Genomic DNA, 24,993 nt, shown 5'->3' with positions numbered 1-24,993 from the left:
ACGAGGCGCACGAGGCTTGCTCTTCCAGCCGACGCAGCGCCACGACCGATAGGACACCACCAGTGCGTTTCACACGGCCGTCGAGGTTGCGTCCGACCACCTCTCGCCCGCACCGGACCCGGCGCAACCGCCTGTTACTCAGCGCCTCGGCCCTCGTCGCCGCAGCCGGCCTCGCACTTCCGGCCGTCGCCGGTGCTGCGCCCGCTCCCAAGGTCGACCAGCGCGTGCTGGACTCGCTCGGCGCGTTCGCCCCGGCGATCATCGGCTCGGTGGCCACCCCCGGCCCCGACGGCAAGGTCAATGCCCAGCTGCTCCAGCAGGCCGAGGCATTCGCCAACACACCGGGAATGCCTGCCGAGGTCTCCAAGGTCTGGCGCTCGGTCGCCGACTTCCTCGGTGAGCCCGGACGCAAGGCCGCAGCCCGCCAGCTGGCCGCAGAGGCCAAGCCCGGCGATCCGGAGATCCCGAAGGGCCCCAAGGCTCCGAAGATCCAGGAGTTCCTGTACCCGACCTTCGGTCTCGGCTGCATCCCCGGCGGCGGTTCGCTGGGCCGCGCCCTGGTCACCGCAGGCCCACAGGAAGCACCGGCGCCCGGCCCCAAGCGCGGCGAGGGCGGGTATGTCTACACCGCGCTGGGCACTGGCCCCGCCATCGACAACAAGGCCAAGCCGCTGATCGTGAGCTGGCTCAACGTCGACACCGGCCGCACCGGCACCACCACGCTGAAGCGGAACCCGAAGATCAACGTCAAGGACGGCCCCGGTACCTTCACCGGCATCGCCCGGACCGGCAAGGGTCGCGTCATCTCCGCGATCCACGGCAACGTGACCACCAAGACCAAGGGGCAGGTCGTGTCCTGCACGATCGTGCCGGTGATCGGCCTCGCCGTCATCTGACCTCCGGTCGACTTCCTCCAGCGACACCCCGGCATATCGCCGGGGTGTCGTTGTTTTCGGGACCGTTGTCCACGTTCGCCACCCGTCACGTCGCGTTATCCCTTCGAAGCGGCTGTGGCGCCGGCCTCAGTGTCCCCGGGAGCAAAACACCAGGTCGTCGGGAATGTCGGTATCTCGCCGATCGCGCGAATGTCACAGGTCGGACTCGCGACTTGCCGCACTCGTCCCACACATGGTCTCTTTTAACTCAAGTCCCATCTGTCACACCCGCCACACGTGGCGGGGTGTTCGGCTGTTTGAAGGAGTGCCATGTCCCTCACGTCTCGGTTCACACGTCCCCTGATCGGTCGGCGCGGAATCCGGCGCTGCGGCGTGGGCTTGGTGGGCGTGGCGATGGCCGCAGCCGCGGTCACCTCGACCGCCCCGGCCTCGGCCGCGCCGTCGCTCCCGCTTCTCCCCCCGAACATGCTGAGCGCCTACTCGATCCCGTTCGATGCCGAACTGGCCGGCGCGGTCCGTTTGCTGAAGTCCGCGGGCGTCGACCAGATGGCCCTCAAAGCCGCTCAGGCGGTCATGGGCAGCTCCGGACAGCTGTCGGTCCAGGACGTCGTCGGACGCGCCGGTGCGCTGCCCTTCGACGCGTCACAGCCCAAGCCGGCCGCGGCGACTCCTCAGCCGGTGGCTACCACCGATCCGCTGGCGCTGCTGAAGAGCCTGGGCATCCAGACGTTGACCCCGTCCGTCGCCCCCTTCTGCACCACCCCCACCCCGGACAACCCGCTCGGGCTGGTCACCGCGGGCGCCGGCGCGGTCGCGGGCCCGTGGCCACTGAAGACCGATCCGATCGCCGAGCTCAAGCCGCTCCTCGACATGCTCCCGATCGCCGGCATCCCGGACAAGATGAACGTGGTCGAGAACGGCGAGACCGCCTACGCATTCGTGCCGGCCTCGACGAACGCCGGCAAGGGCGGCACCATGCAGGTCGCGTGGTTCAACACCAGCACACTGCAGGGCGGCTTCGCCGATCTCGAGCCGCTCAAGAACGGCGCCACCCTGACCGCCCTTCCCCTGCTCTCGGGTGTACGCCTTGCCCCGGTGAAGACCGGTAAGGGCACCATCCTGTCCGCCGTCTTCGGCACCGCGCAGAACGGCTCCCAGAACTGCTGGTTCCTCCCGGCCGTCGGCATCGTCGACGCCTGATCCCCGATCAACGGCGGGACTCCCTCTCGCCGTTGACCTTCCACCCAGTCACACCGAACGAATAGACGACACATGAATACGCACGGCATCTCTTCAACCCGTCGGAGTGCCTCCATCGCCCGCACGGTCGCGGTCGCCGCAGCCCTCACCATGGGCCTGACCTCGTTCGGCCTCGTCGCCGAGGCCGCCGCGGAACCGACCACGACCACCCCGTCGACCAGCACCCCCTCGCTCGGCGCCACCACCGACGCCACGGATGAGGACACGGGCGCGCCCGCCGACGACAACGCGGGCACCATCGACGCCCGTGGTCCCGGCCAGGCGCCGGGTGCCGTCTACGCCAACCGTGACCTGCCCCGTGGCCGAATGGTGGCCGGTTCCGCCTCCGGCAACGACTTCACCTACTGGAGCACCGGCGCCGACGGCAAGGCACATCTGTCGTCGGGCGTGCTGATGGTCCCGGCCGGCCGGGCACCCGCCGGCGGTTGGCCGGTCGTCGCCTGGGCCCACGGCTCGCGCGGCATCGCCGACAAGTGCGCCCCGTCGGAGCGTCCGACCAAGGACGACACCACCGAACTGAGCCGATGGCTCGGCCGCGGTTACGCCGTCGTCTCCACCGATTACGCGGGCGTCGGCACGCCGGGAACCCCGCAGTACTACGACCTGGAGGCCACCGCCCGCAACATCGTCGACGCGGTGAGTGCCGCCCGCGACGTCACCGACAACCTGTCCCGCTCGTGGGCCGTCGTCGGCGAGGGTCAGGGTGCCGCGGCCGCGATCACGCTGGCCCGCCTGGCGCCGAAGCTGCAGCCGCGCAACTCGCTGGACTTCAAGGGTGCGGCGGCGACGTCGATCCCCGCCGAATTCGGTGCGCTCCTCGCCAATCTCGGACCGTCCTCGGCGAGCATCCCGTCCGGTCTCGCCGCCGACGCGTTGTACACCCTCAGCGCGATCCGCAACGTGAACCCGAAGCTCGACGTCGACTCGCTGCTCACCGACACCGGTAAGAAGTGGATGGCCAAGGCCGCCAACGAATGCATCACCGAGTTCCGTAAGAACGTAGACGGTCTCGCCATCGGCTCCCTGTTCGCAAAGCCGGTGTCGGGCAACACCGAGCTGACCAACCTGCTCACCGAGGCCACCGACCTGCCGAGCCGTGGCTTCGTCAAGCCGGTGATCATGACCCAGTCGCTCCAGGACACGTCGGTCGTCGTGCCGCTGTCGCTGAAGTACCTGAACGAGGCGCGTGCCGACCGCAAGGTCCAGGCCCGCACCTACCTCACCCTCGACGCTGCGCAGTCGGCGAAGTTGTCCGACAACGACATCCGCGCCTTCATCGCCAAAATCCTGAAGTGAGTCGGTGATGGGTCGCCGCCTGCCCGACCGTCGCCTGTCCGGGCAACGGACCTTCGACCTCGCCTACGCGGCGACGACGGCGGCGGCCACCGTCGCCGGTGCTCTCGGGCACCGGCGGGCGGCGGGCCTCACCAAGCCGCTGCCGATGCTGTTGCTGGTGGCACAGGCGGCGGCCGGGGCGCGGGAGCGCGACGCCCTCGACAACGCCGGATTGGCGGGAGCGCTGGCGTTCTCGATGGCCGGCGACCGACTGATGCTGCTCGAGGAGTTCGAGACCGAGCCGGTCGCCAAGGACCGGTACCTGCGTCTCGGTGCGACGCTGTTCGCCGGCGCCCAGTTGAGCTACATCGCGACGATGTGGCGTGCGGGTGCCCGGCCCTCGGCGAAACAGCTGCTCCCCCGCGTCGGGGTGCTCGCCGAGTCGGCCGCGGTGCTGGCCCGTCACCGGCCGGCACTGTTGCCCGTCCTGGGCACCTACGGCAACACCCTGGCGACGATGTCGGCGACCGCGAGCGCCATGCCCGCTCCGCAGCCGCGGTTGCGGATCGGCGGGCTGACGTTCCTGCTGTCGGACCTTGCGATCATCAACCGCCGTCACCTCGTCACCGACCCGCGCCTCCGGATGGCCGGCGAGGCGTGGGTGCTCGCCAGCTACTTCGCCGCGCAGTACCTGCTCGTCGGCGGACTCAGCGAACGCCTGCGTCGACGCTGATCGTCTCTGTCAAGCTGTCGCCCGCCCGCTGCACGACAAGTACTGCGGATTGACCATCGGGACGAATGCCAGGGCGCCGAGCTTCTGCTTGATCGTGAAGACAACCGGACCACGACCCGGATGGATGTCGACCTGCCACTTGACGGTGAATCCGCGCCCCGGCACGAAGACGGAGCCGGTGCGCCCGGTCCGCAGGTTTCGCCACGACACCGTGACGTCGTAGGTGTATTCCAGCGCAACGGGTTTCGCACGATCGGTGCCGATGAGCGCGATCGCCGGTCCGGGTAGGCCATCCGCCGGGAACCGGATGTCGTTGAACACGTCGACGCGGATCTTCACCGGACCGGCCGGCCATGGATTGGCCGAGGTGCAGTTCAGCGTCGTGACGTAGTTCGGTTCGGTGTAGTCGGGGATCGCACTCGCACTTCCCGGCCCGACGACGCCGACGAGCGCCGCCACCAGCCCGACGATCACCGCACCGATGCCCGCCCGGAACGCTGCCCGTGATCCTGCTTGCCCCGTCATGCTCTCCCCGCTGATCATGGGGGCAGTCTAGAGCGGCGCGCGTACCGCGTCTGCCAGAATCGATTCCATGCCGAAGATCCAGATCGCCCAGGAACCCGCGGCCGACGAACTGCTCTCGACCGATTCGTTCGCCCTGCTCGTCGGGATGTTGCTGGATCAACAGTTCCCGATGGAACGTGCCTTCGCCGGACCGGCCAAGATCCGCGACCGCTTCGGCACGATGGACCCGGTCGAGATCGCCGACGCCGACCCCGAGGCCTTCGCGGACCTGTGCTCCACTCCCCCGGCAATCCACCGCTACGGTCGCTCGATGGCGGGACGTGTGCAGGCGCTCGCGAAGGTCGTCGCCGAAGAGTACGGCGGGGATGCCTCCCGCATCTGGACCGAGGCGAGCAGCGGCGCCGACCTGATGAAGCGCCTTCGCGATCTGCCCGGCTTCGGTGAGCAGAAGGCGAAGATCTTCGTCGCCCTCGTCGCCAAGCAGCTCGACGTGAAGCCGTCCGGCTGGACCAAGGTCGCAGGTGACTACAGCAAGCAGGGATACCGCTCGGTCGCCGACGTCGTCGACCCCGATTCGCTGCAGAAGGTCCGCGACTTCAAGAAGGCGGCCAAGGCGGCAGCGAAGGCCGCGAAGGAGTAGCGGTCCGATGTTGGTCACCTGACCACGAATCACCCGACGTTGACCCACGATCAAAAGCCGGTGGCCTAGTGTCGAGAAGCATGGAGTCTCTTCCCGAACGAAGCGCGCCCACCGGGGCCGACCCGGCACGCTCGCTCATCGAGATGCCGTTCCGGCTGGGGTTCGCGGTGGCGGGGGTTGTGCTGGATGCGGCCGAATCAGCGGTGACCATCGCGCGGATCACCGCCGGCAGCGTCCAGAACGAATTGACCCATGCGGTGGGCCTCGACGACGACAGCGTGAACGTCGCGCGCACCCCGATGGCGCTGCTCAGCCAGTTGTCGGAGCTGCTCGGCCCGGACCGGCCGTTCGGACGCATCCTCGCGACCGATGGACCGTTGGAACGACTTCTCAACCCAGGCGGCGTCATCGACCGCCTTACCGCACCCGACGGCCCGTTGGAGAAACTCACCGCCAAGGGCGGACTCCTGGACCAGATGGCCGACGAACGCGGCATCCTGATGCGTCTGACCGCCAAGGACGGTCCGCTTGACCGCCTGACCCGCCCCGGTGGTGTGGTCGACCAGTTCACCGAGAACGAGGGCATCCTCGAACGCCTCACCTCCGAGGGCGGCATCGTCGACAAGCTCACCGCACCCGACGGCATGTTGGAGAAAGTCACCGAGCCCGGCGGCATCCTGGACCGGTTCGCTGCCGAGGCCGGCCTCCTGGACCAGCTGGTCGGCGAAGGCGGTGCGATCGAGCGCGCCATCGCACCTGGCGGCCCGCTGGACCGGATCACCGAGCTGACCGAGGTGATCGGTCAGCTCGCACCGAATCTGATCGCCATGCAGGACACGGTGCACGAGCTCGCCGAGACCGTGGACCTGCTGAACCAGACGGTCGCACCCCTCGGCGGTCTCGCCGAGCGTCTGCCCAAGCGGCTCACCCGCGGCCCCAAGGGTTCCGGCGGCAACGGCAACGGTGACGCCGCCCCGGCGGACACCAACGGCTACCCGAAGGGCTGACCTCAGCTGACCGGGTCGCCTCGTAGGCATTCCCGCGCAACCATTTCCTTACCGCTTGGCGGGTAGCGCCCGCGCGAAGGAATCCCAATCGCGGGAAGGAAACGGTTACGCGAGAGCCGCCCGCAACAACTCCACATACCGGTCGACGTCGGGCATGATCTCCGGACTGGTGGTCACCGACACCGCGACCCGGTCGCCGATGCCGTGCACCCCGTGGGTGAGCCCCTGAACCGGCGACAGCGCGGGAAAGCCGGTGGTGAACAGGATCTCGCCGCCGTCGAGGTCGAAGTCGGCGGCACCGCGGTCCACCGAGGACACCACGGTGACACCGGTGACCGTCTCCGGCCGGGTGTCGAGGTCGAAGGCCCGGATGCCCCACCATGCGAGGATCGCCGGAGTCACCTCCGATACGCGTCGCTGCGCGACTCGTGCCGGGTCGGCGTTCGCGGCGCGGGCGGCGTCGATCTCACCGCGAATGAGCCGAGCCCGTGCCGCAGAGTCGTCGACTTCGACGTGCAGGTCGATCCCCACATTGCGGAAGTTGTTGCGCGCCTCTGATCTCTCCGATCGCCCGACGGTCAGCTCCACACCGAGACGTGTGCAATCCTCGCCGAGGTATCGCGGTAGAGCCTGCGAGATCGCGGTCAGCACGGCGACGGTGACCGGAGACCCGGCTGCGGTGAGACGCTCGCGTTCGAGCACGATGACCCGCAGGAGCCTCCGCGGTCCGGGGTTGCGGTTCAGCCGTGTCAACGGATAACCCGGTGTCCCCGGATTCGCCTGTCCCCCAACCCGAGAGACCTGTATACCGCGTCGGATCGTCCTGACGAACTCACCCGGAAACCGCAGCATGCCGAGCGCGAGGGTCCCGACCTCGCGTATCGGCCCTGGCACTCCGAAGGCTCCCAACCGGCGCTCATCGTCGTGCGGCGCGGTGAACAGATCCCGCGCGATCTGCGATGCGCGACGACCGTCACCGAGTGTGTGCGAGATCTGCAGCACGACAACAACTCCCGTGACCGACTCACCCTCGCCCGTCGGGAGGTCGGTCACCGGACCGAACAGATGCAGGCGCCAGGCCGCGCGGGACGGCACCAGCTGATCGGCGACGAGTTCGCCAACGGCCACCAGAGACGACGACCAGGTCCGCGTCGTGGTGTCGACGCGGACCTGGTCGGATGTGGGTTCGGCGGAGACCCAGTACGGACGGTCGGCGGTCGCCGGGACGTCGTGGACCCGTAGACACAGGTCGTCGACGTGCCTCGCCCGCGCCAGCAGTCGCCGGGCACATTCGTCGAGTGAGATCGACGGTGCGGCAAAGCAGTACAGCAGGAATTGGTCGTTCGGGATGCGTTCGGACATCCAGTACGATGCGGCGTCCGCCGCCGCCATCCGCTGCATGCGGCCAGGGTAACCCCCTACTTCTGGCCGGCACTCCATGCATAGGGCAGATCGGTGCCGTTGAGGACGTGGTCACCGATGGCCTGCAGCTTGAAGATCAGCGGGTTGTGCACCGAGATCACCCGGGCGTTGCGCCAGTGGCGGTCGAGGCGCAGCCGCTCGGAGGTGATCGACGCACCGCCGACCTCGAACAGTTGGGTGGTCGCGTCGAGCACGAGCGGGATGACGGTCGCCTGTGCGCGGGCAACGTCGAATTCGACCTTGTCGAGCAACTTCTCGTCCTGCCAGCCGGTCTCGGCGAGTCGGTCGAGCTGATCGGCGATCTCGAGGACGATCGTGCGCGCCGAATAGGCGGCGGCAGTCAGCCGGCCGATGACCTGCTGCACCAGCGGATCGTGGCGGGGCAGGTCGGCGGTCGAGTGGGTGAAGGTGCGCTTGCGTTCACGGACCCACTCGGACACGTCGTCGGTGGCGCGCTGCGCGATGCCCGCGAGCACCGACAGCTGCACGAGCTGGAGGTAGGACGTCGCGTAGGTCCGGCCGGCGGAGCCGTAGCCCGGGCCGAGGATGCGGTCATCGGACACCTGCACGCCGCTGAACTCGGTGGTGCCGCTGGCTGTCAGGCGCTGACCGAAGCCGTCCCAGTCGTCGTGCTGGGTGACTCCCTGGGCGTCGGCGTCGACGAGCACCGACACGCGCTCGCCGTCTTGGTCGGCGGCGACGAGGATGTGGTCGGAGTAGAGGCTGCCGGTGCTGTAGTACTTGGTGCCGTCCAGACGCCATGCGTCACCGTCTGCCGTCAACCGGGTCTGGTAGCGGTCGATGGCGCCGACACCGGGCTCGGTGATGGCGTTGCCGACGAGCGTGCCCTCGGCGACCTCGCGGAGCCAGCGCTCGGCTTCGGGATCGGGCAGCGCGGTGAGCTGATCCTCGACGAACGACCAGTGCACGCGCAGCGCCTGCGGGAGGTTCGACTCGGCGGTCGCCAGGTCGATGAGAAGCCGGAACACCTGGCGCACCGAGGCGCCGTACCCGCCGAGCTCGACCGGGACGCGCAGGGCGCCGAACTTGGCATCGCGAAGCCACGACACCTCGTCGTGTGCGAGCCGGCGGTCGTCTTCGCGTGCCACCGCACCTTCGGCGATACGGGCGAAGATCGGGGCGAACACCTCGTCGAGCCGTTCGTCGGTGGTGCCGGCGGCCGACGTGCTCGTGGGCACGGTTGCGGTCATCAGATGGTCCTTTCGGTGCAGACTGTCGGCGGATAGTCTGGCCGTCGCCCGAGCCGAGGACCACGATTGAAACCGCGCTGAACGCAACGTTCCCAAGCCTCGTATCCGACGCCACAATGAAGACCGAACCCGCAGGTATGGGCGTATGCGGGACCACTTTGAGACGTCAGCCCCGTCTTTGTGCCATTGTGTGCGTATGCCAATCTCGATCGCTGATCTCGATCCGAACACCCCTGTTGTCGTCGGCGTCGGCCAGGCCTCCGAGCGTCTGACCGATCCCGGATACGAAGCGCTGGGTGAAGCGGACTTCGCGGCGCGGGCCGTCACCGCCGCCTTCGACGACGCCGGGGCCTCTGACCTCGCCTATTCCATCGACACCATCGCCGCGATCCGCTCGTTCGAGATCTCCAGTCCGCTGTCCTCATCGCCGCTCGGCCGGCCGGACAACATGCCCCGCGCCGTGGGTAAGCGCGTCGGCGCCGACCCCCGTCGCGCCGTGCAGGCCGTGACCGGCGGTCAGACCCCGCAGACGATGCTCACCGAACTCGCCGGCGACATCGCGGCGGGCGACTCCGATGCCGCGATCATCTTCGGCGCCGAGGTCATGTCGACCGTGCGCCATCTCCAGTCCAAGCCGGACAACGAGCGCCCGAGCTTCGCCGAGGAGGTCGGCGGACAGCTCGAGGACCGCGGTTACGGCCTCAAGGGCATCATCACCGTCGCCGAGATGCGTCACGGTCTCGCCTCGGTGATCCCGCAGTACGCGCTGCTGGAGAACGCCCGCCGCCACAACACCGGCCTGGGCCGCGAGGCATACGCCACCGCGATGGGCGAGCTGTTCGCCCCGTTCACGAAGGTCGCCGCAGCCAACCCCCATTCGGCTGCCCCGACCGAGCGCGACGCCGCCGAGCTGGTGACCCCGACCGAGGGGAACCGGATCGTCGCCGATCCGTTCACGCGCTACATCGTCGCCCGCGACCAGGTGAACCAGGCTGCCGCCGTCGTCGTCATGTCGGTTCGCGCCGCGCAGGCCGCCGGCATCGACCCGTCGAAGTGGGTCTTCCTGCACGGTCACGCCGAGACCGTCGAACGCACCTCGCTGCTTCGACCGAACCTCGGTGCCGCGCCCGCCGCCCCGGCCGCGGTGAAGCACGCGCTCGAGGTCGCCGAGATCGGCCTCGACGACGTGTCGGTCATCGACATCTACAGTTGCTTCCCGATCGCGGTGTTCAACATCCTCGACGGGCTCGGCCTCTCCCCCGACGACCCGCGTGGTCTCACCGTCACCGGCGGCCTGCCGTTCTTCGGCGGTCCGGGCAACAACTACACGCTGCATGCGATCGCCGAGGTGGTCTCGCGCGTCCGGCAGTCCCCGGGCGACTTCGGTCTCGTCATCGCCAACGGCGGTGTGCTCAGCAAGCACGCGGCCGGCGTCTACTCGACGACCCCGGCTCCGTGGCGCGCCGATCACAGCGCCAAGATCCAGGCCCAGCTCGACGCGGCGCCCACCGTGCCCACTGTCGGTGACGCCGACGGCCCCGCGATCCTGGAGACCTACACCGTCATCCCGTCGAAGAGCGGAAAGCGGACCGGCGTCGTCGTCGGCCGCCTCGTCGACGACTCGGCACCGGACCGCCTGGGCGCCCGGTTCGTCGCCAACCTCGACTCAGACGACGAGGAGTTCTTCGACCTGCTGCTGAACGCGGACGACCCGACAGGCACCGAGATCGTGGTGCGTTCCTTCGACAAGGGCAACCGCGTCAAGCTGACCGAGGCCGCGATGAATGCCAAGTACCCGGCGGTCGTACCGGCCTTCCGCGACAGTTACGAACACGTCGAGATCCGTCGCGACGGCCACCTGCTCGAGGTGACCATCAACCGTCCCGACGCGCGCAACGCGCTGAACCCGGCCGCCAACGCCGAGCTGGACTCGATCTTCGACGCCTACTTCGCCGACGACGACCTGTGGGTCGCCATCCTGACCGGCGCGGGTGACAAGGCGTTCTCGGCGGGCAACGACCTCGCCGCCACGGCGAGCCCGGCCGCACTGTCGGTGCCCAAGAACGGATTCGCGGGACTCACCGCACGCGAGAGCCTGCCCAAGCCGGTCATCGCCGCGGTCAACGGCTTCGCACTCGGTGGCGGCTGCGAGATCGCGATGGCCTGCCACATCATCGTCGCCGACGAGGAGGCCTCGTTCGGCCTTCCCGAGGTGAAGGTCGGGTTGGCCGCCGCCGCAGGCGGTCTGGTCCGTCTGCCGCGGATGATCCCGCCGGCACTCGCCCGCGACATGATCCTGACCGGCCGCCGAATCTCGGCCGCCGAAGCCGCCGAAGCAGGGCTCGTCAGCCGGATCGCCCCCGCCGGAACGGTTCTCGAGACCGCCCGCAAGGTGGCCGGGGAGATCCTCGCCGCATCGCCGACCTCGGTTCGCGCCTCGATCGCGACGATGGAGCAGTCCGACGCGATCACCGACACCGTCGAGGCCGTCCGCGCGAGCACCAACGTCCTGGACTCGCTGATCATCAGCGGTGACATCCTCGAGGGCATCATGGCGTTCGTGATGAAGCGCGAACCCCAGTGGAAGGGTCGCTGACCCCGGAACGCGAGTGAGGCCGATGGCGGCACCGCAACTGCACGAAAGCGCCGCGGAACCCCCTGAAGTGCTGAAGACTTGACTCCGGCTCACGCCGGAGCGAGCCGCCGCACCCAGGGGGTCCCGGTAGAAAGGCGCTGTCCGATGCCTGATCACGACCAGCCCGCGCACGACGAGCCCGACCGCGACAAGCCGGCCGACAGCGATCCCGGCCGCGGCGATGCCGGCCCCGTTCGAAAGGCATCCGCCCACACCCGGGACCGTGGTTCTCGGGACAGGCGTGGGCGGGACACCGTCACCCCCACCTACCGCCCTGACCCACCGGCCTGGACGCTCCCGCGCGGCACCATCGTGCTGCTCACGATCGCCGGGCTTGTGGTCGCGGTCGCCGGCATCAAGGCGGTGGCGTCGTTCGCCGCGCCGACGTTCCTCGCGTTGATGCTGACCGTCGCGGTGCAGCCGGTGCCGAGATGGTTGCGCACCAAGGGCTTTCCCGGCTGGGCGGCGTTCCTGACAACCGTCCTGCTCGTCTACGGCATCCTCATCGGGTTGTTCGCGTCGCTGGTGTTCTCCGTCGCCCGGCTCGCGTCGATCCTTCCGGACTACGACGACAAGTTCGACGACATCATCACGAACTTCCAGGACTTCCTGACCAGCCACGGCGTCAGTCAGGACAAGGTCCACGACATGATCTCCCATGTCGACACCAGCAAGGTCGTCAACGTGGTCACCGAGTTGCTGTCCAGCACCCTCAGCGTCGCGTCGGCCCTGGTTCTCGTACTCGCCCTGCTGCTGTTCATGGCCGCCGACTCGGTCGGATTCGACGACCGGATGAACCACCTGCGGGGTATGCGGCCCGACATCGCCTCGGCCTTCGGCTCCTTCGCGCAGGGCACACGTAGCTACCTGTGGGTGTCGACGGTGTTCGGCCTCATCGTCGCCGTCTTCGACAGCATCGCCCTGGCCTTGCTGACGGTCCCGCTGCCGATCCTGTGGGGTCTGCTGTCGTTCATCACCAACTACATCCCGAACATCGGGTTCGTCATCGGCCTCGTCCCGCCCGCACTTCTCGCGCTGCTCGACGGTGGCGTTTCGAAGATGCTCATCGTCATCGCGGTCTACAGCGTCATCAACGTGGTCATCCAGTCGGTGATCCAACCGAAGTTCGTCGGCGACGCGGTCGGCCTGTCGACGACGCTGACGTTCCTGTCGCTGATCTTCTGGGCTTGGGCCATCGGGCCGTTGGGCGCGATCCTCGCGGTACCGCTGACGTTGCTCGCCAAGGCGCTCCTCATCGATATCGACCCTGCCACCCGCTGGGCCGACGTCCTGTTGTCCTCGTCGGGCGCCGAGCCGGAACCCGAGAACCCACCCGCCGCAAGGACGCCGGAACCACCTGCGGACGACGCATCGCGCGTCACACCGCGGCCCGAATCATGAGCCGGGCTACGCTCCGGAGCGAACATTCGGTAGATTGCCATTCGACCCCGATCTGACCACAGCCGTTTACAGATAGGTTGCGCACCGCTCATGGACATGAACTGGTCTCCGGCCGACGCCGCGTTCCGCGACGAGGTACGGGCGTTCCTCGACGAGAAGCTGACCGACGACCTGCGCGCGGCGGGCACGCTGCGCACCTCGGTCTACTCCGACCACGAGGCCTCGATGAAATGGCAGGCCATCCTGCACGAGCGCGGCTGGGCCGCGCCGGCGTGGCCGGTGAAGTACGGCGGTTGCGACTGGTCGCAGTCCCAGCACTACATCTTCAGCCGCGAGTCGATTCTGGCCGGCGCACCGGCTCTGTCGCCGATGGGCATCCGGATGGTCTCGCACGCGATCATGGCGTTCGGCACCGAGGAACAGAAGAACTTCTTCCTCCCCGGAATCCTCGACGGCAGCGTCTTCTTCTGCCAGGGCTACTCCGAACCCGAGGCCGGTTCCGACCTCGCCTCGCTGTCCATGGCTGCGGTCGACGACGGCGATGATCTGGTGGTCACCGGTTCCAAGATCTGGACGACCCACGCCTCCGAGGCCAACTGGATCTTCTGCCTGGTGCGCACCTCGCGTCAGGAGCGCAAGCAGCAGGGCATCACCTTCCTGCTCATCGACATGAACTCCCCGGGGATCGAGGTCCAGAACCTCGTCTTCGCCTCCGGCGAGCAGGTCCAGGCGCAGGTGTTCTTCGACGGCGTGCGCGTCCCCAAGAAGAACGTGCTCGGCAAGATCGACGACGGTTGGACCGTCGCCAAGTACCTCCTCGTGTTCGAGCGAGGCGGCGGTGCGGCCGCCCCGGCGCTGCAGGTCATGGCCGAGCAGCTCGGCCGGGACGCCGCCACGGTGACCGCACCCAACGGCGGTCCGCTGTCGGAGGATCCGGCTTTCGCCGCCAAGCTCACCGACATCCAGGTACGTGCGAAAATCCTCGAGGTCCTCGAGTACCGCGCGCTCGCCGCCATGAGCTCCGGGAAGGACCCGGGTTCTATCGCGTCGATGCTGAAGATCCTGGGAACCGAACTGAGCCAGGAGATCACAACGCTGTCCCTCGAGGCTGCGGGCCCGCACGGCCGCGTCTTCCAGCCGCACGCGACCCGTCCCGGCGGCCCGATCTTCCAATACACGCCGCCCACCGACGGTTACGTCAGCGGTGAGCCGTGGCAGGCCGTCGCACCGCTGCACTACTTCAACGACCGCGCCGGTTCGATCTACGCGGGCAGCAACGAAATTCAACGGAACATCCTCGCCAAAGCGGCTCTGGGTCTCTGACGGGTCACAGGAGAAAACTGATGGACTTCACACTCACCCCCGAACAGCAGCTGCTGTCGGACGGACTCAACAAGTTCCTCGACGCACGCTACGACTTGCAGGTCAGTCGCGATGCCGCGAAAGTCGGCGAGGGTTGGCAGCCCAACATCTGGAAGGCCTTCGTCGAGGATCTCGGCGTCGTTGGCGCCTGCCTACCCGAGGAGATCGGCGGATTCGGCGGCGGCGCCGAGGAATTGATGGTCGTCACCGAGGCACTCGGACACGCCCTCGTCGTCGAACCGTTCGTCGACTCGGTGGTTCTCGGTGCCGGACTGCTGCACTCCACCGGAAACGCCACCGCCCTCGAGGCAGCACAGCGCATCGCCGCGGGCGAGGCCCTCAGCGCGCTCGCCGCACTCGAGGACGGCTCGGGCGGCGTGCTGTCGCGGATCGAGACCAGCGCCGATCGCGATGGTGAAGGGTGGAAGCTCAACGGCAGCAAGGCCGTTGTCACCACCGCACCGCTCGCCGACTACCTCGTCGTCAGTGCCCGGACCTCGGGTGAGCCACACGATCCCGCGGGCGTATCGCTGTTCTTGATCGACCTCGCCGACGGCGCACCCGAGGGCCTCGGGCTCCACAAGCTGCGCACCATCGACGACCGTCAGGCCGCCGACATCACCTTCGACGACGTCCGACTGCCCGGCGATGCACTCATCGCCGGCGACGGTGCGATCGACCTGCTCGAGAAGGCCTGGGACACCGCTACCGCGGCCGTCGTCTCCGAGGCCGTCGGACTGATGCGCAAGGTCTTCACCGACACCGTCGAATACGCCAAGCAGCGGGAGCAGTTCGGCGTCCCGATCGGCAGCTTCCAGGTGCTGCAGCACCGCATGGTCGACATGCACCTGCAGCTCGAACAGTCGGTGGCCGCGCAGTATTACGCCATCCTGTCACTCGACGCCGAACCCGCCGAGCGAGCCGCGGCCGTCTCGGCCGCCAAGGCGACGATCAGCCGGGCCGCACGGTTCATCGGGCAGAACTCGGTGCAATTGCACGGCGGCATGGGCATGACCGAGGAACTGGCCATCGGCCATTACTTCAAGCGCCTCACCGCGATCGAGTACGAATTCGGCACCGCCGACGCCCATCTCGCGCGGTTCGCCAAGGCGACCGCGGAGACATCAGCCCGAGTCGACGTCTGACCCGTCCGCAAACCCACCACAGATCGCCAGGTCCACCACCCTGAGGGGTGGTGGACCTGGCCAATTGCGGTGGGTTTCGCGGCTATTCGGTCCAGACCGGTTCGCGCTTCTCCAGGAACGCCGAGATCCCCTCCTGCGCATCGCAGGTCATCGCGTTGGTCGCCATGGTCTCCGACATCTCGACATACGCCGACACCTCGTCGAGTTCGATCTGCTTGTAGAAGGCCTGCTTGCCGATCGACACCGTCCGGGCACTCGACCCGGCGATGTGCAGCGCCAGTTCCCGGACCGTCGTGGCGAGGTCGTCATCGTCGACGACGCCGCTGAGCAGTCCCCAGTCGGCCGCCGTCTCGGCGTCGATCGCCTCCCCGGTCAGCAGCATGTGCATGGCGCGTTTGCGGCCGACGGCCCGTGTCAGGGCGACCATCGGCGTCGAACAGAACAAGCCGATCCGGACGCCGGGGGTCGAGAATCTCGCGCTGCGTCCCGCGACCGCGAGATCGCACGTCGCAACGAGCTGGCATCCGGCGGCGAAGGCCATGCCGGCCACCTCCGCGATCACCGGCTGGCGCACCTCGTGGACGGTTCGCATCAGCTCGGAGCAGGTGTCGAAGACGGCGCGTTCGTCGTCGAGCGTGCGGTCGACGAGTTCGCCGAGGTCGTGACCGGCCGAGAACGCCGGACCTTCCGCACGGATCACGATGACGCGCACGTCGGAATCCTCGTGGAAGCGTCGGAGTCCAGCGGTGACGGCCTTCATCGTAGTGCTGGACAACGGATTTCGACGCCGCGCGGCGCGCAGGGTGATCACTCCGAGCGGCGCGTCGACCTCCACCGACACCGCGTCTGTCGTCTCGCTCATGGTCGGGCTCCTTACTTCGGTGTCACTCGCCGGGGATCGCGTACCGCGACCCGACGCTGATGTACACGGTGTAACCGACCACGGCCACCAGGTAGATCGCAACCGGGATGGCCAGGGTCCACGATGCGCTGTCACTGCTCCCGATGATGGCCGATGCCGCGAGCAGCCAGGCCATCATCAACAACGTCGCACCGCCGAGCAGGGACAGGTCATCGGCCATCCGGCGGTTGAACCCCTCGCGGTTCGACGGTTCCATCCAGTACGCCTTGCGACGACGGCTCGGGAAGTTGACCGCGCTTGCAGGGAGGCGGGACAGAACTCGTTCGGCGCCACCGAAGATGACCACGAGCACCAACCCGACGACTCCCAGCCAACCCAGGAACACCCACTTCGAGTCCCAGCGGGTGACCTCGCCGTCCAGGCCGATGTGGCCCGCCATCTCGTCGGAGCCGACCACCGCGACCCCGATCCAGACCGCGGCGAACACGATCACCGACAGCGGAAAGAACAGGCGGCGCGCATCTCGCGAGGGCTGCGTCATGAATCTCAACCTACCGCCCGGGGAATAGCCTCAGGCCGAGGCCGTTGACCCTATTCGTGACCAGTACAGCGCTCTTCGAACCGATCACGCTCCGCGATGTCCGGATTCCCAACCGGATCTGGCTCGCGCCGATGTGCCAGTACAGCTGCTTCGCCGGCGACGGAATCCCGACCGATTGGCATCTCGCCCATCTCGGTGCCCGCGCCACCGGCGGTTTCGGCCTGATCCTCACCGAGGCGGCCGCGGTCCTCCCCGAGGGCCGGATCAGCCCCCAGGACGCCGGGCTGTGGAACGACGAGCAGGCGCAGGCCTGGAAGCGGATCGTCGACTTCGTGCACTCCCAGGGCGCGACCATCGGCACCCAGATCGCGCATGCCGGACGCAAGGCCTCGACGTACTCCCCCTTCGCCGAGCATTCCGGATCGGTGCCCGCCGAGGACGGCGGATGGACCACCGTCGGACCGTCGGACGTGCCCTTCGAGGGCTACGCCGAGCCGGTCGCACTGACGGTCGGACAGATCGCCGAGGTCGTCGACGCCTTCGCGCAGGCGGCCCGGCGGGCCGACGAGGCAGGGTTCGACGTGGTCGAGATCCACGCGGCTCACGGATATCTGCTGCATCAGTTCCTGTCGCCGTTCTCCAACACACGCACCGATGCCTACGGCGGCGACTTCGCCGGCCGCACGCGGATCGTGCTCGAGGTCGTCGAAGCCGTCCGTGCGGTGTGGCCGGAGTCGAAGCCGCTCTTCGTCCGGCTCTCCGGCACCGAGTGGCGCGACGGCGGCTGGGACGTCGCCGAGTCCGCCCGGCTCGCCGAGATCCTCGCCGCCCGTGGTGTCGATCTGATCGACGTCTCCTCCGGCGGCAACGTGCTCGCCGACATCCCCGTCGGCCCCGGCTACCAGGTCGACCTGGCCCGGTCCATCCACCGGGACTCCGGCGTCCCGACCGCGGCGGTCGGACTCATCGTCGAACCCGACCAGGCGGAGAAGATCGCCGGTGACGACGACATCAGCGCCGTTCTCTTCGGTCGCGTCGCACTCCGCGAGCCGTCCTGGCCGCAACGAGCCGCACACGAGCTGGGCCTCCCGCGCGACGAGGCGCCCTACCCGCCGCAGTATCTGCGCGGCGCCTGGCGCTGATCGGAGCTAGTACCCACCGGCCAGGACCAGGGCGAGGCACGCCGCTGTCGCGGGTTCGATGATCTCCGACAGCGGCGCGCCCGACTCCACGGCGTCGGCCGTCAGCTCGCGGACCCCACCCCAGAGGAACACCGCCCGCTCCCGGCTGATCGGCGGTATTCCGCGGGCGACCATGGCCGGGGCGGAGCTCAGTCGGACGAACAGGTCGACCCACTCCTCGACCGCCTCGTTCTTCACGACGTCGGCGGGCCGCCCGAGCGCCGGCAGTTCACGAATCCAGCTCAGGACCAACCCCGGATAGCGATCGCTGGCCGCCACATACGACGAAACAGCTTGGCGCACCTGATCTTCCGGTTCGGCCTGCGGGTCGACGCTGCGTGCGATCTCATCGATGGTCAGCCGGGTGGTCCGCCGCACCAGCGCAAAGAAGCAGTCCTGCTTGTCGGTGAACTCCTGATAGAAGGAGCGACGCGAGGTCTGCGCCACGCGGACGACGTCGGCCACGGTGGTCTCGCGGTATCCCGAGGCGGCGACGCAGTCGAGCATCGCCGCCAGCAAACGCTCGCGCGTCGACGAGGCACCTTCCGGCCACAGGTCCGAGTTCACGTTGCGAGCATATGCCTCTTGCCCTCTCCGGTACCCGCGCGTACCGTCACTGGTACGCCGACGTACCAGACCCGAGAGGCCTCGAGCCGATGAGTACATCCGTCCTACGCAGTGACTCGCACCTGCCGCCCGCCACGCGGCTCCCCTCGGCGGTGCAGGGACTGGCGGCGATAGCGTCGAGACGACTGTTCTTCGGCCACCTCCACGACCGGCACGGAACGGCCTTCACCGTGCACCTCCCCGTCTTCGGACGGGCGGTGGTGATCTCCGACGCGTCGCTCGCACGCGAGCTGTTCACCGCCGGGGACAAGGTCATCAACGTCCAGCCCAATCTGGGTCGCATCCTCGGTACCGGGTCGATCTTCTCCCTCGAGGGCCGGGAGCACCGGGCGCGCCGCAAGCTGCTGACCCCGCCGCTGCACGGCAAGCGGATGAAGACCTATGAGCAGATCGTGGAGGAAGAGGTCCGGGCCGAGACCTCTACGTGGCCTGTCGAAACCGAGTTCGCCTCGATGGAGCCGATGATGCGGATCACCCTCAACGTGATCCTCCGCGCGGTGTTCGGCGCCGTCGGCGACGATCTGGAGAACCTGCGCCGCATCATCCCGCCGATGGTCACCGTCGGTTCTCGCGCGGCAACCGTCCCCAACCTCCCCCGCGTGCTGAGTGCGGTCGACCCCAACCGTCGATACGAGCGCATGCGCGTGGAGGGCAAGGCCCTCCTCGGCGATCTGATCACCAGATCACGCAACGACCCCCGACTCGAGGAACGCGACGACATCCTCGCCCTGATGCTGCGCAGCCGCTACGAAGACGGCACGTCGATGGGCGACGACGAGATCGGCGACGAGCTGATGACCATGCTCGCCGCCGGACACGAGACGACCGGGACGACGCTCGCCTGGGCGTTCGAGCGTCTGCGTCGCCACCCCGAAGTCCTGGGACGACTTGTCGCCGAGGTCGACGAAGGCGGCACCGAGTACCGGCATGCGACCATCCTCGAGACCCAGCGCAGCCGCCCGGTCATCGACTTCGCCGCCCGACACGTGGTCGCCGACCACCTCGACCTCGGCCCGTGGCGCATCCCGCGCGAATACAACGTGATGGTCTCCATCGCCCTGCTCCACGACGACAGCCGCGAGTTCGCCGATCCGGAACGGTTCGATCCGACCCGGTTCCTCGGCACCGCGCCGTCACCCGCGTGGCTGCCGTTCGGCGGCGGAACCCGACGCTGCATCGGCGCAGCCTTCGCGACCATGGAGATGGACGTGGTGCTCCGGACGATTCTCAGCGAGTTCGAGTTGCTGCCGACCGACGACCGCGCCGAGCGCTGGTTCTCCCGGGGCGTCGCGTACGCGCCCGCACGCGGCGGACGTATCGCCGTTCGACGCCGCCATTAGCCCCCTGAGAGCCCGCGAGCAAGTGTTCCACACCACCGCGAAGGTGTGACCTTTGTCATCGAACACGTCCGAACACCAGCTTTCGCATCCGCCCGCGGAATGCCGCGATGCGCTGGGGTTTTGCCCCAAAGCTAACGGCGTTATCCATGCGTTACCAAAATTCTGCAGGTCACGACCCTGACGTGACCTGACCGTTATCAATCCGTATGGTCGGCCACGTCCGAAATCAACCACCTTGCCAACCCCGGGTGGTGATCAGGAGGAAGACCATGCGTATGACCAAGACCAACATGACCAAGCTCGTCGCCCGCGCCGCCGTCGTCGGTGCCCTCACCGCAGCCCCGTTCGGCATGATGGCGTCCACCGCCTCGGCCGACTCCGGCAACTGGGACGCTGTCGCCCAGTGCGAGAGCGGCGGCGACTGGAGCATCAACACCGGCAACGGCTACTACGGCGGCCTGCAGTTCTCGCAGAGCACCTGGGAGGCCAACGGTGGCTCCGGCAACCCGGCGAACGCCTCGCGTGAGGAGCAGATCCGTGTTGCGGAGAACGTCCTCGCCACCCAGGGCCCCGGTGCGTGGCCGGTCTGCGGCGCGAACCTCTGATAGCAGTGCCGGCGCCTGAGGCGTCGTGGCTGCATCACCAGAAGCACCGATGAGTGCTTCGCACGGCATGAGGCCGGTGAGTCCACTCGGACTCACCGGCCTCATCCGTCGTTTCAGACCCGTTCAGTCCGACTTCGCGTCGTCACCCGGCTCCGCGTCGAGCGACTCGTCGAGAGCGCTGACCGCGATGCCGTACGGCAGGAACCGCACCTTGCGTCGCGGATCGGTGTTGTTCTTGTTGGCGCGGAGCGCGTCGAGCTCGGTGGGGTAGACCTGTTCGACGCGGGCGCCGCCGTCCTCGTCGACGACGAAGACGGCCCACACACCCGATCCGGTCTCACCGGCGGTCTCCGGTCGCGGCTGCGTCCGGGTGCGTCCACGCGCCGCCTCGTCGAAGAACATCGAGAACGCTCCGGGGGCTGCCTGGCCCTCAAAGAGCTTGCCGAACACGTCGCGCAGTCCCTCGCCCGCCTCGCGCGCGAAACGATCGAAGTCCTCGGGACCGAAGTTGAACGCTCCGCCACCGAATCCGCTGTTGTCGCTCATGGGTGTTCCCTATCTGTGGTTCGGCTCGACGGCCGACCGTCGTGGCCGACCTCGCCCACCAGTGTCCTCAGGATCGTTCGTCTCCGCCACCAGCGGTGTCGGCCTCCGCCAGGCGCTGGTGCAGACGTTCGCGGACGTCGTCGGCCGAATAGGCGTTGCGCTGACGCTGGTCCCGCGCGATCAGCACACCGCCGGTCGTCACGCCGACGGCGCCGGCGAGTCCCAGCCACTTCCACACATTCCTCATGCGGGCAGGATAGGTCGCTTTCCTCGCCGATGGCCGTCCTCACCCGCAAGCTCTAGTCTTCGGGGATGCCCAGCAGCAGAAGGCCGCGTCGCGCCGACCTCGCCGCAGAGTCCGGCGGCGTCTCGCTGACCACCGCACTGGATGCGACCCGCACCGGCGACGTCTGGCTGTTCCGCGGCCATTCCGGCCCCGACCGCGCCATCCGCACGCTCACCAATGCGCCCGTGAACCACGTCGCCATGGCGGTCTGTATCGACGACCTGCCGCCGTTGCTGTGGCACGCCGAACTCGGCGACAAACTGACCGACGTCTGGACCGGGTCGAATCACCGCGGCGTCCAGCTGCACGATGCGCGTGAGGCCGTCGAGCAGTGGATGGTCCGGTATGAGCAGGCTTGCTGGATCCGTCAGCTCAGCCCCGAGGTCGGCCGCGAGCAGGAGGACCAGCTCCTCAAGGTGATCGCCCGGCTCGACGGCACCCCGTTCCCGACCACGGCGCGGCTCGCCGGCCGGTGGTTCCGCGGCCGCGTCCCCAACTCGATCGACGTCGTGCGCGGCATCCCCTACCTCGACCGCAAGGTCCGAGCGCGACGTGAGCGACGGCAGCACGAGGTGTCGGCACCGGAACCGGTGAGCCTCGAGGCCGCGTACTGCGCCGAGGTCGTCGCGATCACCTACTGCGACATGGGAATCCTCGACACCACCAAGGACTCCAACTGGTTCGACCCCGGGCGGTTCTGGAGCGGCGACCGTCTCCCCCTCCACGCACCGCACACCCTGGGGCCGGAGATCGCGGTCCATCTGTGATCGCCGTCCATCCGTCGTAGGACACCCCCTAATTTCAGAGCACCCGCTCTGTTAATGTGGCGGCATCCGCACCACGCGGTCTCTGCACTGTGAAGAGGGGAATCTCCATGGCAACGATCACGACGAACGGCGCCGTCTGGACGCTGAATCTCGGCGACGACGAAAACCGTTTCACTCCCGCGTTTCTCGACGAGGTCGAGTCCGGACTCGACAAGCTGGAGGCTTCGGACGAACCGGCCGTCCTGGTCACCATCGGCACTGGGAAGTTCTTCTCCAACGGACTCGACCTGCAGTCGCTGGGCCTACAGTTCGAGGGCCGGGGCAGCTACGTCGAACGAGTCCAGGCACTCTTCGCCCGGTTCCTCACGCTCCCGGTTCCCACGGTCGCGGCGGTGAACGGCCACGCCTTCGGAGCCGGCGCGATGCTCGCGATGTCGCACGATTTCCGCGTGATGCGTGACGACCGCGGCTTCCTGTGCTTCCCTGAGGTCGACATCAAGATCCCGTTCACGACGGGGATGTCGGCGCTGATCACCGCGCGGCTCACCCCGCAGGCGGCGGTCACCGCGATGACCACCGGCCGCCGTTACGGCGGAGTGGACGCCGCCCGCGACGGACTCGTCGACGCCACCGCGTCGGCCGACGAATTGCACTCGGCCGCAGCCGAGATCGTCCGCCCACTGGCCGGCAAGGACCGCGGCACTCTGGACGCCATCAAGAACACATTGTTCGCCCCGGCCGTCGACGCGCTGCGCGCCCCGATCGGATGACACCCGAGGCACGCCGGTCGCGAGGGCGCCCGCGCCGCCACGACCGAGCCGAACTGCTCGACCACACCAGGGACCTCTGGATCGAGCGCGGCACGGCCGGGGTGACCATCCGCGCGCTCAGTACCGCGACCGGCGTGTCCAACGGCGCCATCTACAACGCTTTCGGGTCACGCGACGGATTGCTTGCCGCCGTCTGGGTCCGGGAGGCCGTCAAGTTCCTCGAATTCCAGCGTTCCGCCGTCGAAAAGGCGCGTGGCACCGACGATTCCGCGGCGGACATGGTGGTGGCCGCCGCACTCGCCCCGGCCGGCCTGGCCGATACCGGTGATCCGGGCGCGCAACTGTTGCTCGCGGTGACCGCCGACGACCTAGCCACCTCCGAGCTGACCGGCGAGCAGCGCAGCGAGCTGTTCGCGCTGAAGAAGTCGTTGGGCGAGTTGATCATCGGTCTCGCCGACGCCGTGTGGGGACGCCGCGATCACCGTGCCGTCACGCTGATCCGGCACTGCGTCGTCGAGCTCCCCGGCACCCTGCTCCTGCGTCGCGGCAACGTACGCGACCCCCTCGCGCGGCACGCCCTCGAGCACGCCGTCCGCGGCATCGTCACCGCTCCCCCGCCGCCGGCATCGGCGTAAAACGATTGACATGACAACCACATTGCGATGAACTGACCGGCCGGTGCACGAGGGCCACAAGCCGTCGTCACCGACGACACATCATCGATCAAGGGGGAACACCATGCCCGAGATGATCGCAGAGAAGGTGCTCAACTTCGCCTCGATCCTCGACGACACGACCAGAGTTCAGGCACATGAGATCTCGTCGCTGCCGTTCATCCATCCGCACGTCGCGTTGATGCCCGACGCCCACGCGGGCAAGGGATCCGCTGTCGGCACGGTCATCCCGACCGTCGACGCCGTGATCCCGGCCGCGGTCGGCGTCGACATCGGTTGCGGCATGATCGGCGTGCAGACGTCGCTCACCAAGGATGACATCGCCGAATTCGATCTCGCCGACCTGCGCGGTCGCGTCGAGGCGACGATCCCGCTGTCGCCGGGCAACTACAACAAGACGCTGCGATACGCGCACACCCGCGCGCGTATCGATGCCCTCGAAGAGGCGGCGTCGGCCAAGGGTGTGGACCTGTCCCACTCACCGAAGTGGCGTGAGCAGCTGGGTTCGCTGGGCGGCGGCAACCATTTCATCGAGCTGTGCGAGCAGATCGGGGACGGACAAGGCAGGGGCGAGGCCACCGGCAGCATCTGGTTGTTCCTCCACTCGGGAAGCCGGGGTGTCGGCAACAAGATCGCGCAGAAGCACATCCGGATCGCCCAGAAGTTGTGCCGGCGCTGGCACATCACGCTGGCACACCCCGATCTCGCGTACCTGGCCTCGGGTACGGACGAGTTCGGCGCCTACATCCGGGAGTTGCGGTGGGCGCAGGCCTTCGCCTACGAGAACCGCGCCGAGATGATGGACCGGTTCGTCACGGTGTTCGGTGAGTGGTTGACCGACAACGCCTTCCGCCCGCGCGAGCAGGTGGAGGTGCGGCGGATCAACTGCCACCACAACTACACCGAGAAAGTCGAGATCGCGGGCAAGAAGGTGTGGCTCACCCGGAAGGGTGCGATCGACGCCTCCGCCGGAACATACGGCCTGATACCGGGATCGATGGGCACCAAGTCGTATGTGGTGCGTGGTCTCGGGAACGAGTCCGGGCTGTTCTCCGCGCCGCACGGTGCGGGCCGGGCGTACTCGAGGTCCAAGGCACGGCAGCTGTTCACGCTCGACGACCTCGCCGAGGCGATGGTCGGCATCGAGTACCGGCACGGCGCCGAGTGGATCGACGAGATCCCGGCCGCCTACAAGCCGATCGACCAGATCATGGAGGACGCGCGGGATCTGGTCGAGGTCGAGGCCGTGCTGCGCCAGTTGCTCAACGTGAAGGGCGTGTGA

General features: G+C 68.1%; 25 protein-coding genes. 17 read left to right on the top strand and 8 right to left on the bottom strand.

All coding sequences use genetic code 11. The annotated features are described in order from the left end of the window. The first annotated feature begins 62 nt into the window (after positions 1-62). From M1L58_RS17430 to M1L58_RS17415, 4 genes are all read left to right on the top strand, one after another. Complete coding sequence (locus M1L58_RS17430; protein WP_248659848.1) at positions 63-896, top strand: Rv1157c family protein; 834 nt, start codon at positions 63-65, stop codon at positions 894-896. Between the two features lie 309 nt (positions 897-1,205). Further along, positions 1,206-2,096 (top strand): hypothetical protein, encoded by an 891-nt coding sequence (locus M1L58_RS17425; protein ID WP_248659847.1) that lies wholly within the window; start codon positions 1,206-1,208, stop codon positions 2,094-2,096. A gap of 72 nt (positions 2,097-2,168) precedes the next feature. After that, complete coding sequence (locus tag M1L58_RS17420) at positions 2,169-3,452, top strand: lipase family protein (protein WP_248659846.1); 1,284 nt, start codon at positions 2,169-2,171, stop codon at positions 3,450-3,452. A gap of 7 nt (positions 3,453-3,459) precedes the next feature. Next, positions 3,460-4,164 (top strand): lysoplasmalogenase, encoded by a 705-nt coding sequence (locus M1L58_RS17415; RefSeq protein ID WP_248659845.1) that lies wholly within the window; start codon positions 3,460-3,462, stop codon positions 4,162-4,164. A 9-nt stretch (positions 4,165-4,173) separates the two neighbouring features. Here the strand turns inward: M1L58_RS17415 and M1L58_RS17410 are convergent, their stop codons facing one another. Continuing rightward, positions 4,174-4,707: a hypothetical protein gene (locus M1L58_RS17410; RefSeq protein ID WP_374112744.1), complete on the bottom strand. Its 534-nt coding sequence runs from the start codon at positions 4,705-4,707 to the stop codon at positions 4,174-4,176. A 49-nt stretch (positions 4,708-4,756) separates the two neighbouring features. Between M1L58_RS17410 and M1L58_RS17405 the strand changes: the two genes are divergently transcribed. Together M1L58_RS17405 and M1L58_RS17400 are read left to right on the top strand one after the other, a co-directional pair. Then, entirely contained in the window at positions 4,757-5,329 is a 573-nt protein-coding gene (locus M1L58_RS17405; protein WP_006865599.1) for an HhH-GPD-type base excision DNA repair protein, read from the top strand. 80 nt (positions 5,330-5,409) lie between these two features. Next, positions 5,410-6,336 (top strand): hypothetical protein, encoded by a 927-nt coding sequence (locus tag M1L58_RS17400; RefSeq protein ID WP_006865598.1) that lies wholly within the window; start codon positions 5,410-5,412, stop codon positions 6,334-6,336. A gap of 105 nt (positions 6,337-6,441) precedes the next feature. On the opposite strand, the gene M1L58_RS17395 is transcribed toward M1L58_RS17400, so the two are convergent. Together M1L58_RS17395 and M1L58_RS17390 are read right to left on the bottom strand one after the other, a co-directional pair. After that, positions 6,442-7,737, bottom strand: a complete 1,296-nt coding sequence (locus M1L58_RS17395; protein WP_248659844.1) for a WS/DGAT domain-containing protein — start codon at positions 7,735-7,737, stop codon at positions 6,442-6,444. A gap of 17 nt (positions 7,738-7,754) precedes the next feature. After that, positions 7,755-8,969, bottom strand: coding sequence for an acyl-CoA dehydrogenase family protein (locus M1L58_RS17390; protein ID WP_248659843.1), 1,215 nt, complete (start codon positions 8,967-8,969; stop codon positions 7,755-7,757). Between the two features lie 196 nt (positions 8,970-9,165). Here M1L58_RS17390 and M1L58_RS17385 point away from each other — a divergent pair, with 196 nt between their 5' ends. The 4 genes from M1L58_RS17385 to M1L58_RS17370 all read left to right on the top strand — a co-directional run bounded on the left by M1L58_RS17385 (position 9,166) and on the right by M1L58_RS17370 (position 15,512). Beyond that, positions 9,166-11,565 carry an acetyl-CoA acetyltransferase gene (locus M1L58_RS17385; protein WP_248659842.1) on the top strand — a complete coding sequence of 800 codons (2,400 nt, stop codon included), beginning with the start codon at positions 9,166-9,168 and terminating at the stop codon, positions 11,563-11,565. Positions 11,566-11,709: 144 nt separating this feature from the next. Further along, on the top strand, positions 11,710-13,005 hold the full coding sequence (locus tag M1L58_RS17380; RefSeq protein WP_248659841.1) for an AI-2E family transporter: 1,296 nt from the start codon (positions 11,710-11,712) through the stop codon (positions 13,003-13,005). 90 nt (positions 13,006-13,095) lie between these two features. Beyond that, on the top strand, positions 13,096-14,328 hold the full coding sequence (locus M1L58_RS17375; RefSeq protein ID WP_006865593.1) for an acyl-CoA dehydrogenase family protein: 1,233 nt from the start codon (positions 13,096-13,098) through the stop codon (positions 14,326-14,328). A gap of 20 nt (positions 14,329-14,348) precedes the next feature. After that, the gene (locus tag M1L58_RS17370; protein WP_248659840.1) at positions 14,349-15,512 is read left to right on the top strand and encodes an acyl-CoA dehydrogenase family protein; all 1,164 of its coding nucleotides are present in this window, start codon (positions 14,349-14,351) and stop codon (positions 15,510-15,512) included. An 82-nt stretch (positions 15,513-15,594) separates the two neighbouring features. Here the strand turns inward: M1L58_RS17370 and M1L58_RS17365 are convergent, their stop codons facing one another. Together M1L58_RS17365 and M1L58_RS17360 are read right to left on the bottom strand one after the other, a co-directional pair. Next, positions 15,595-16,374, bottom strand: coding sequence for an enoyl-CoA hydratase (locus M1L58_RS17365; protein ID WP_248659839.1), 780 nt, complete (start codon positions 16,372-16,374; stop codon positions 15,595-15,597). Positions 16,375-16,396: 22 nt separating this feature from the next. Next, positions 16,397-16,915 (bottom strand): hypothetical protein, encoded by a 519-nt coding sequence (locus M1L58_RS17360; RefSeq protein WP_248659838.1) that lies wholly within the window; start codon positions 16,913-16,915, stop codon positions 16,397-16,399. A 56-nt stretch (positions 16,916-16,971) separates the two neighbouring features. Between M1L58_RS17360 and M1L58_RS17355 the strand changes: the two genes are divergently transcribed. Next, positions 16,972-18,057, top strand: coding sequence for an NADH:flavin oxidoreductase/NADH oxidase (locus M1L58_RS17355; RefSeq protein WP_248659837.1), 1,086 nt, complete (start codon positions 16,972-16,974; stop codon positions 18,055-18,057). 6 nt (positions 18,058-18,063) lie between these two features. Here the strand turns inward: M1L58_RS17355 and M1L58_RS17350 are convergent, their stop codons facing one another. Beyond that, a complete protein-coding gene (locus tag M1L58_RS17350; protein WP_248659836.1) occupies positions 18,064-18,663 on the bottom strand; it encodes a TetR/AcrR family transcriptional regulator in 600 nt (199 codons plus the stop codon). A gap of 89 nt (positions 18,664-18,752) precedes the next feature. Here M1L58_RS17350 and M1L58_RS17345 point away from each other — a divergent pair, with 89 nt between their 5' ends. Together M1L58_RS17345 and M1L58_RS17340 are read left to right on the top strand one after the other, a co-directional pair. Further along, positions 18,753-20,063: a cytochrome P450 gene (locus tag M1L58_RS17345; protein WP_248659835.1), complete on the top strand. Its 1,311-nt coding sequence runs from the start codon at positions 18,753-18,755 to the stop codon at positions 20,061-20,063. A gap of 269 nt (positions 20,064-20,332) precedes the next feature. Continuing rightward, positions 20,333-20,668, top strand: coding sequence for a transglycosylase family protein (locus M1L58_RS17340; protein ID WP_282578829.1), 336 nt, complete (start codon positions 20,333-20,335; stop codon positions 20,666-20,668). A gap of 123 nt (positions 20,669-20,791) precedes the next feature. Here M1L58_RS17340 and M1L58_RS17335 read toward each other — a convergent pair whose 3' ends face one another. Further along, complete coding sequence (locus M1L58_RS17335; protein WP_006865585.1) at positions 20,792-21,214, bottom strand: hypothetical protein; 423 nt, start codon at positions 21,212-21,214, stop codon at positions 20,792-20,794. A gap of 67 nt (positions 21,215-21,281) precedes the next feature. Beyond that, positions 21,282-21,461: a hypothetical protein gene (locus M1L58_RS17330; RefSeq protein WP_040535358.1), complete on the bottom strand. Its 180-nt coding sequence runs from the start codon at positions 21,459-21,461 to the stop codon at positions 21,282-21,284. Between the two features lie 65 nt (positions 21,462-21,526). Here M1L58_RS17330 and M1L58_RS17325 point away from each other — a divergent pair, with 65 nt between their 5' ends. The 4 genes from M1L58_RS17325 to M1L58_RS17310 all read left to right on the top strand — a co-directional run bounded on the left by M1L58_RS17325 (position 21,527) and on the right by M1L58_RS17310 (position 24,993). After that, on the top strand, positions 21,527-22,267 hold the full coding sequence (locus M1L58_RS17325) for a guanylate cyclase (RefSeq protein ID WP_248659834.1): 741 nt from the start codon (positions 21,527-21,529) through the stop codon (positions 22,265-22,267). 107 nt (positions 22,268-22,374) lie between these two features. Further along, positions 22,375-23,037 (top strand): enoyl-CoA hydratase-related protein, encoded by a 663-nt coding sequence (locus tag M1L58_RS17320; protein WP_248659833.1) that lies wholly within the window; start codon positions 22,375-22,377, stop codon positions 23,035-23,037. Then, positions 23,034-23,672 carry a TetR/AcrR family transcriptional regulator gene (locus M1L58_RS17315; RefSeq protein WP_248659832.1) on the top strand — a complete coding sequence of 213 codons (639 nt, stop codon included), beginning with the start codon at positions 23,034-23,036 and terminating at the stop codon, positions 23,670-23,672. The genes M1L58_RS17320 and M1L58_RS17315 overlap by 4 nt, the downstream gene beginning before the upstream one ends. A 103-nt stretch (positions 23,673-23,775) precedes the next feature. Further along, the gene (locus M1L58_RS17310) at positions 23,776-24,993 is read left to right on the top strand and encodes an RtcB family protein (protein ID WP_248659831.1); all 1,218 of its coding nucleotides are present in this window, start codon (positions 23,776-23,778) and stop codon (positions 24,991-24,993) included.

It is taken from the genome of Gordonia sp. C13, from assembly GCF_023218005.1.
Lineage (GTDB): Bacteria > Actinomycetota > Actinomycetes > Mycobacteriales > Mycobacteriaceae > Gordonia > Gordonia namibiensis.
This window is presented reverse-complemented; position numbering and strand designations above follow the sequence as displayed.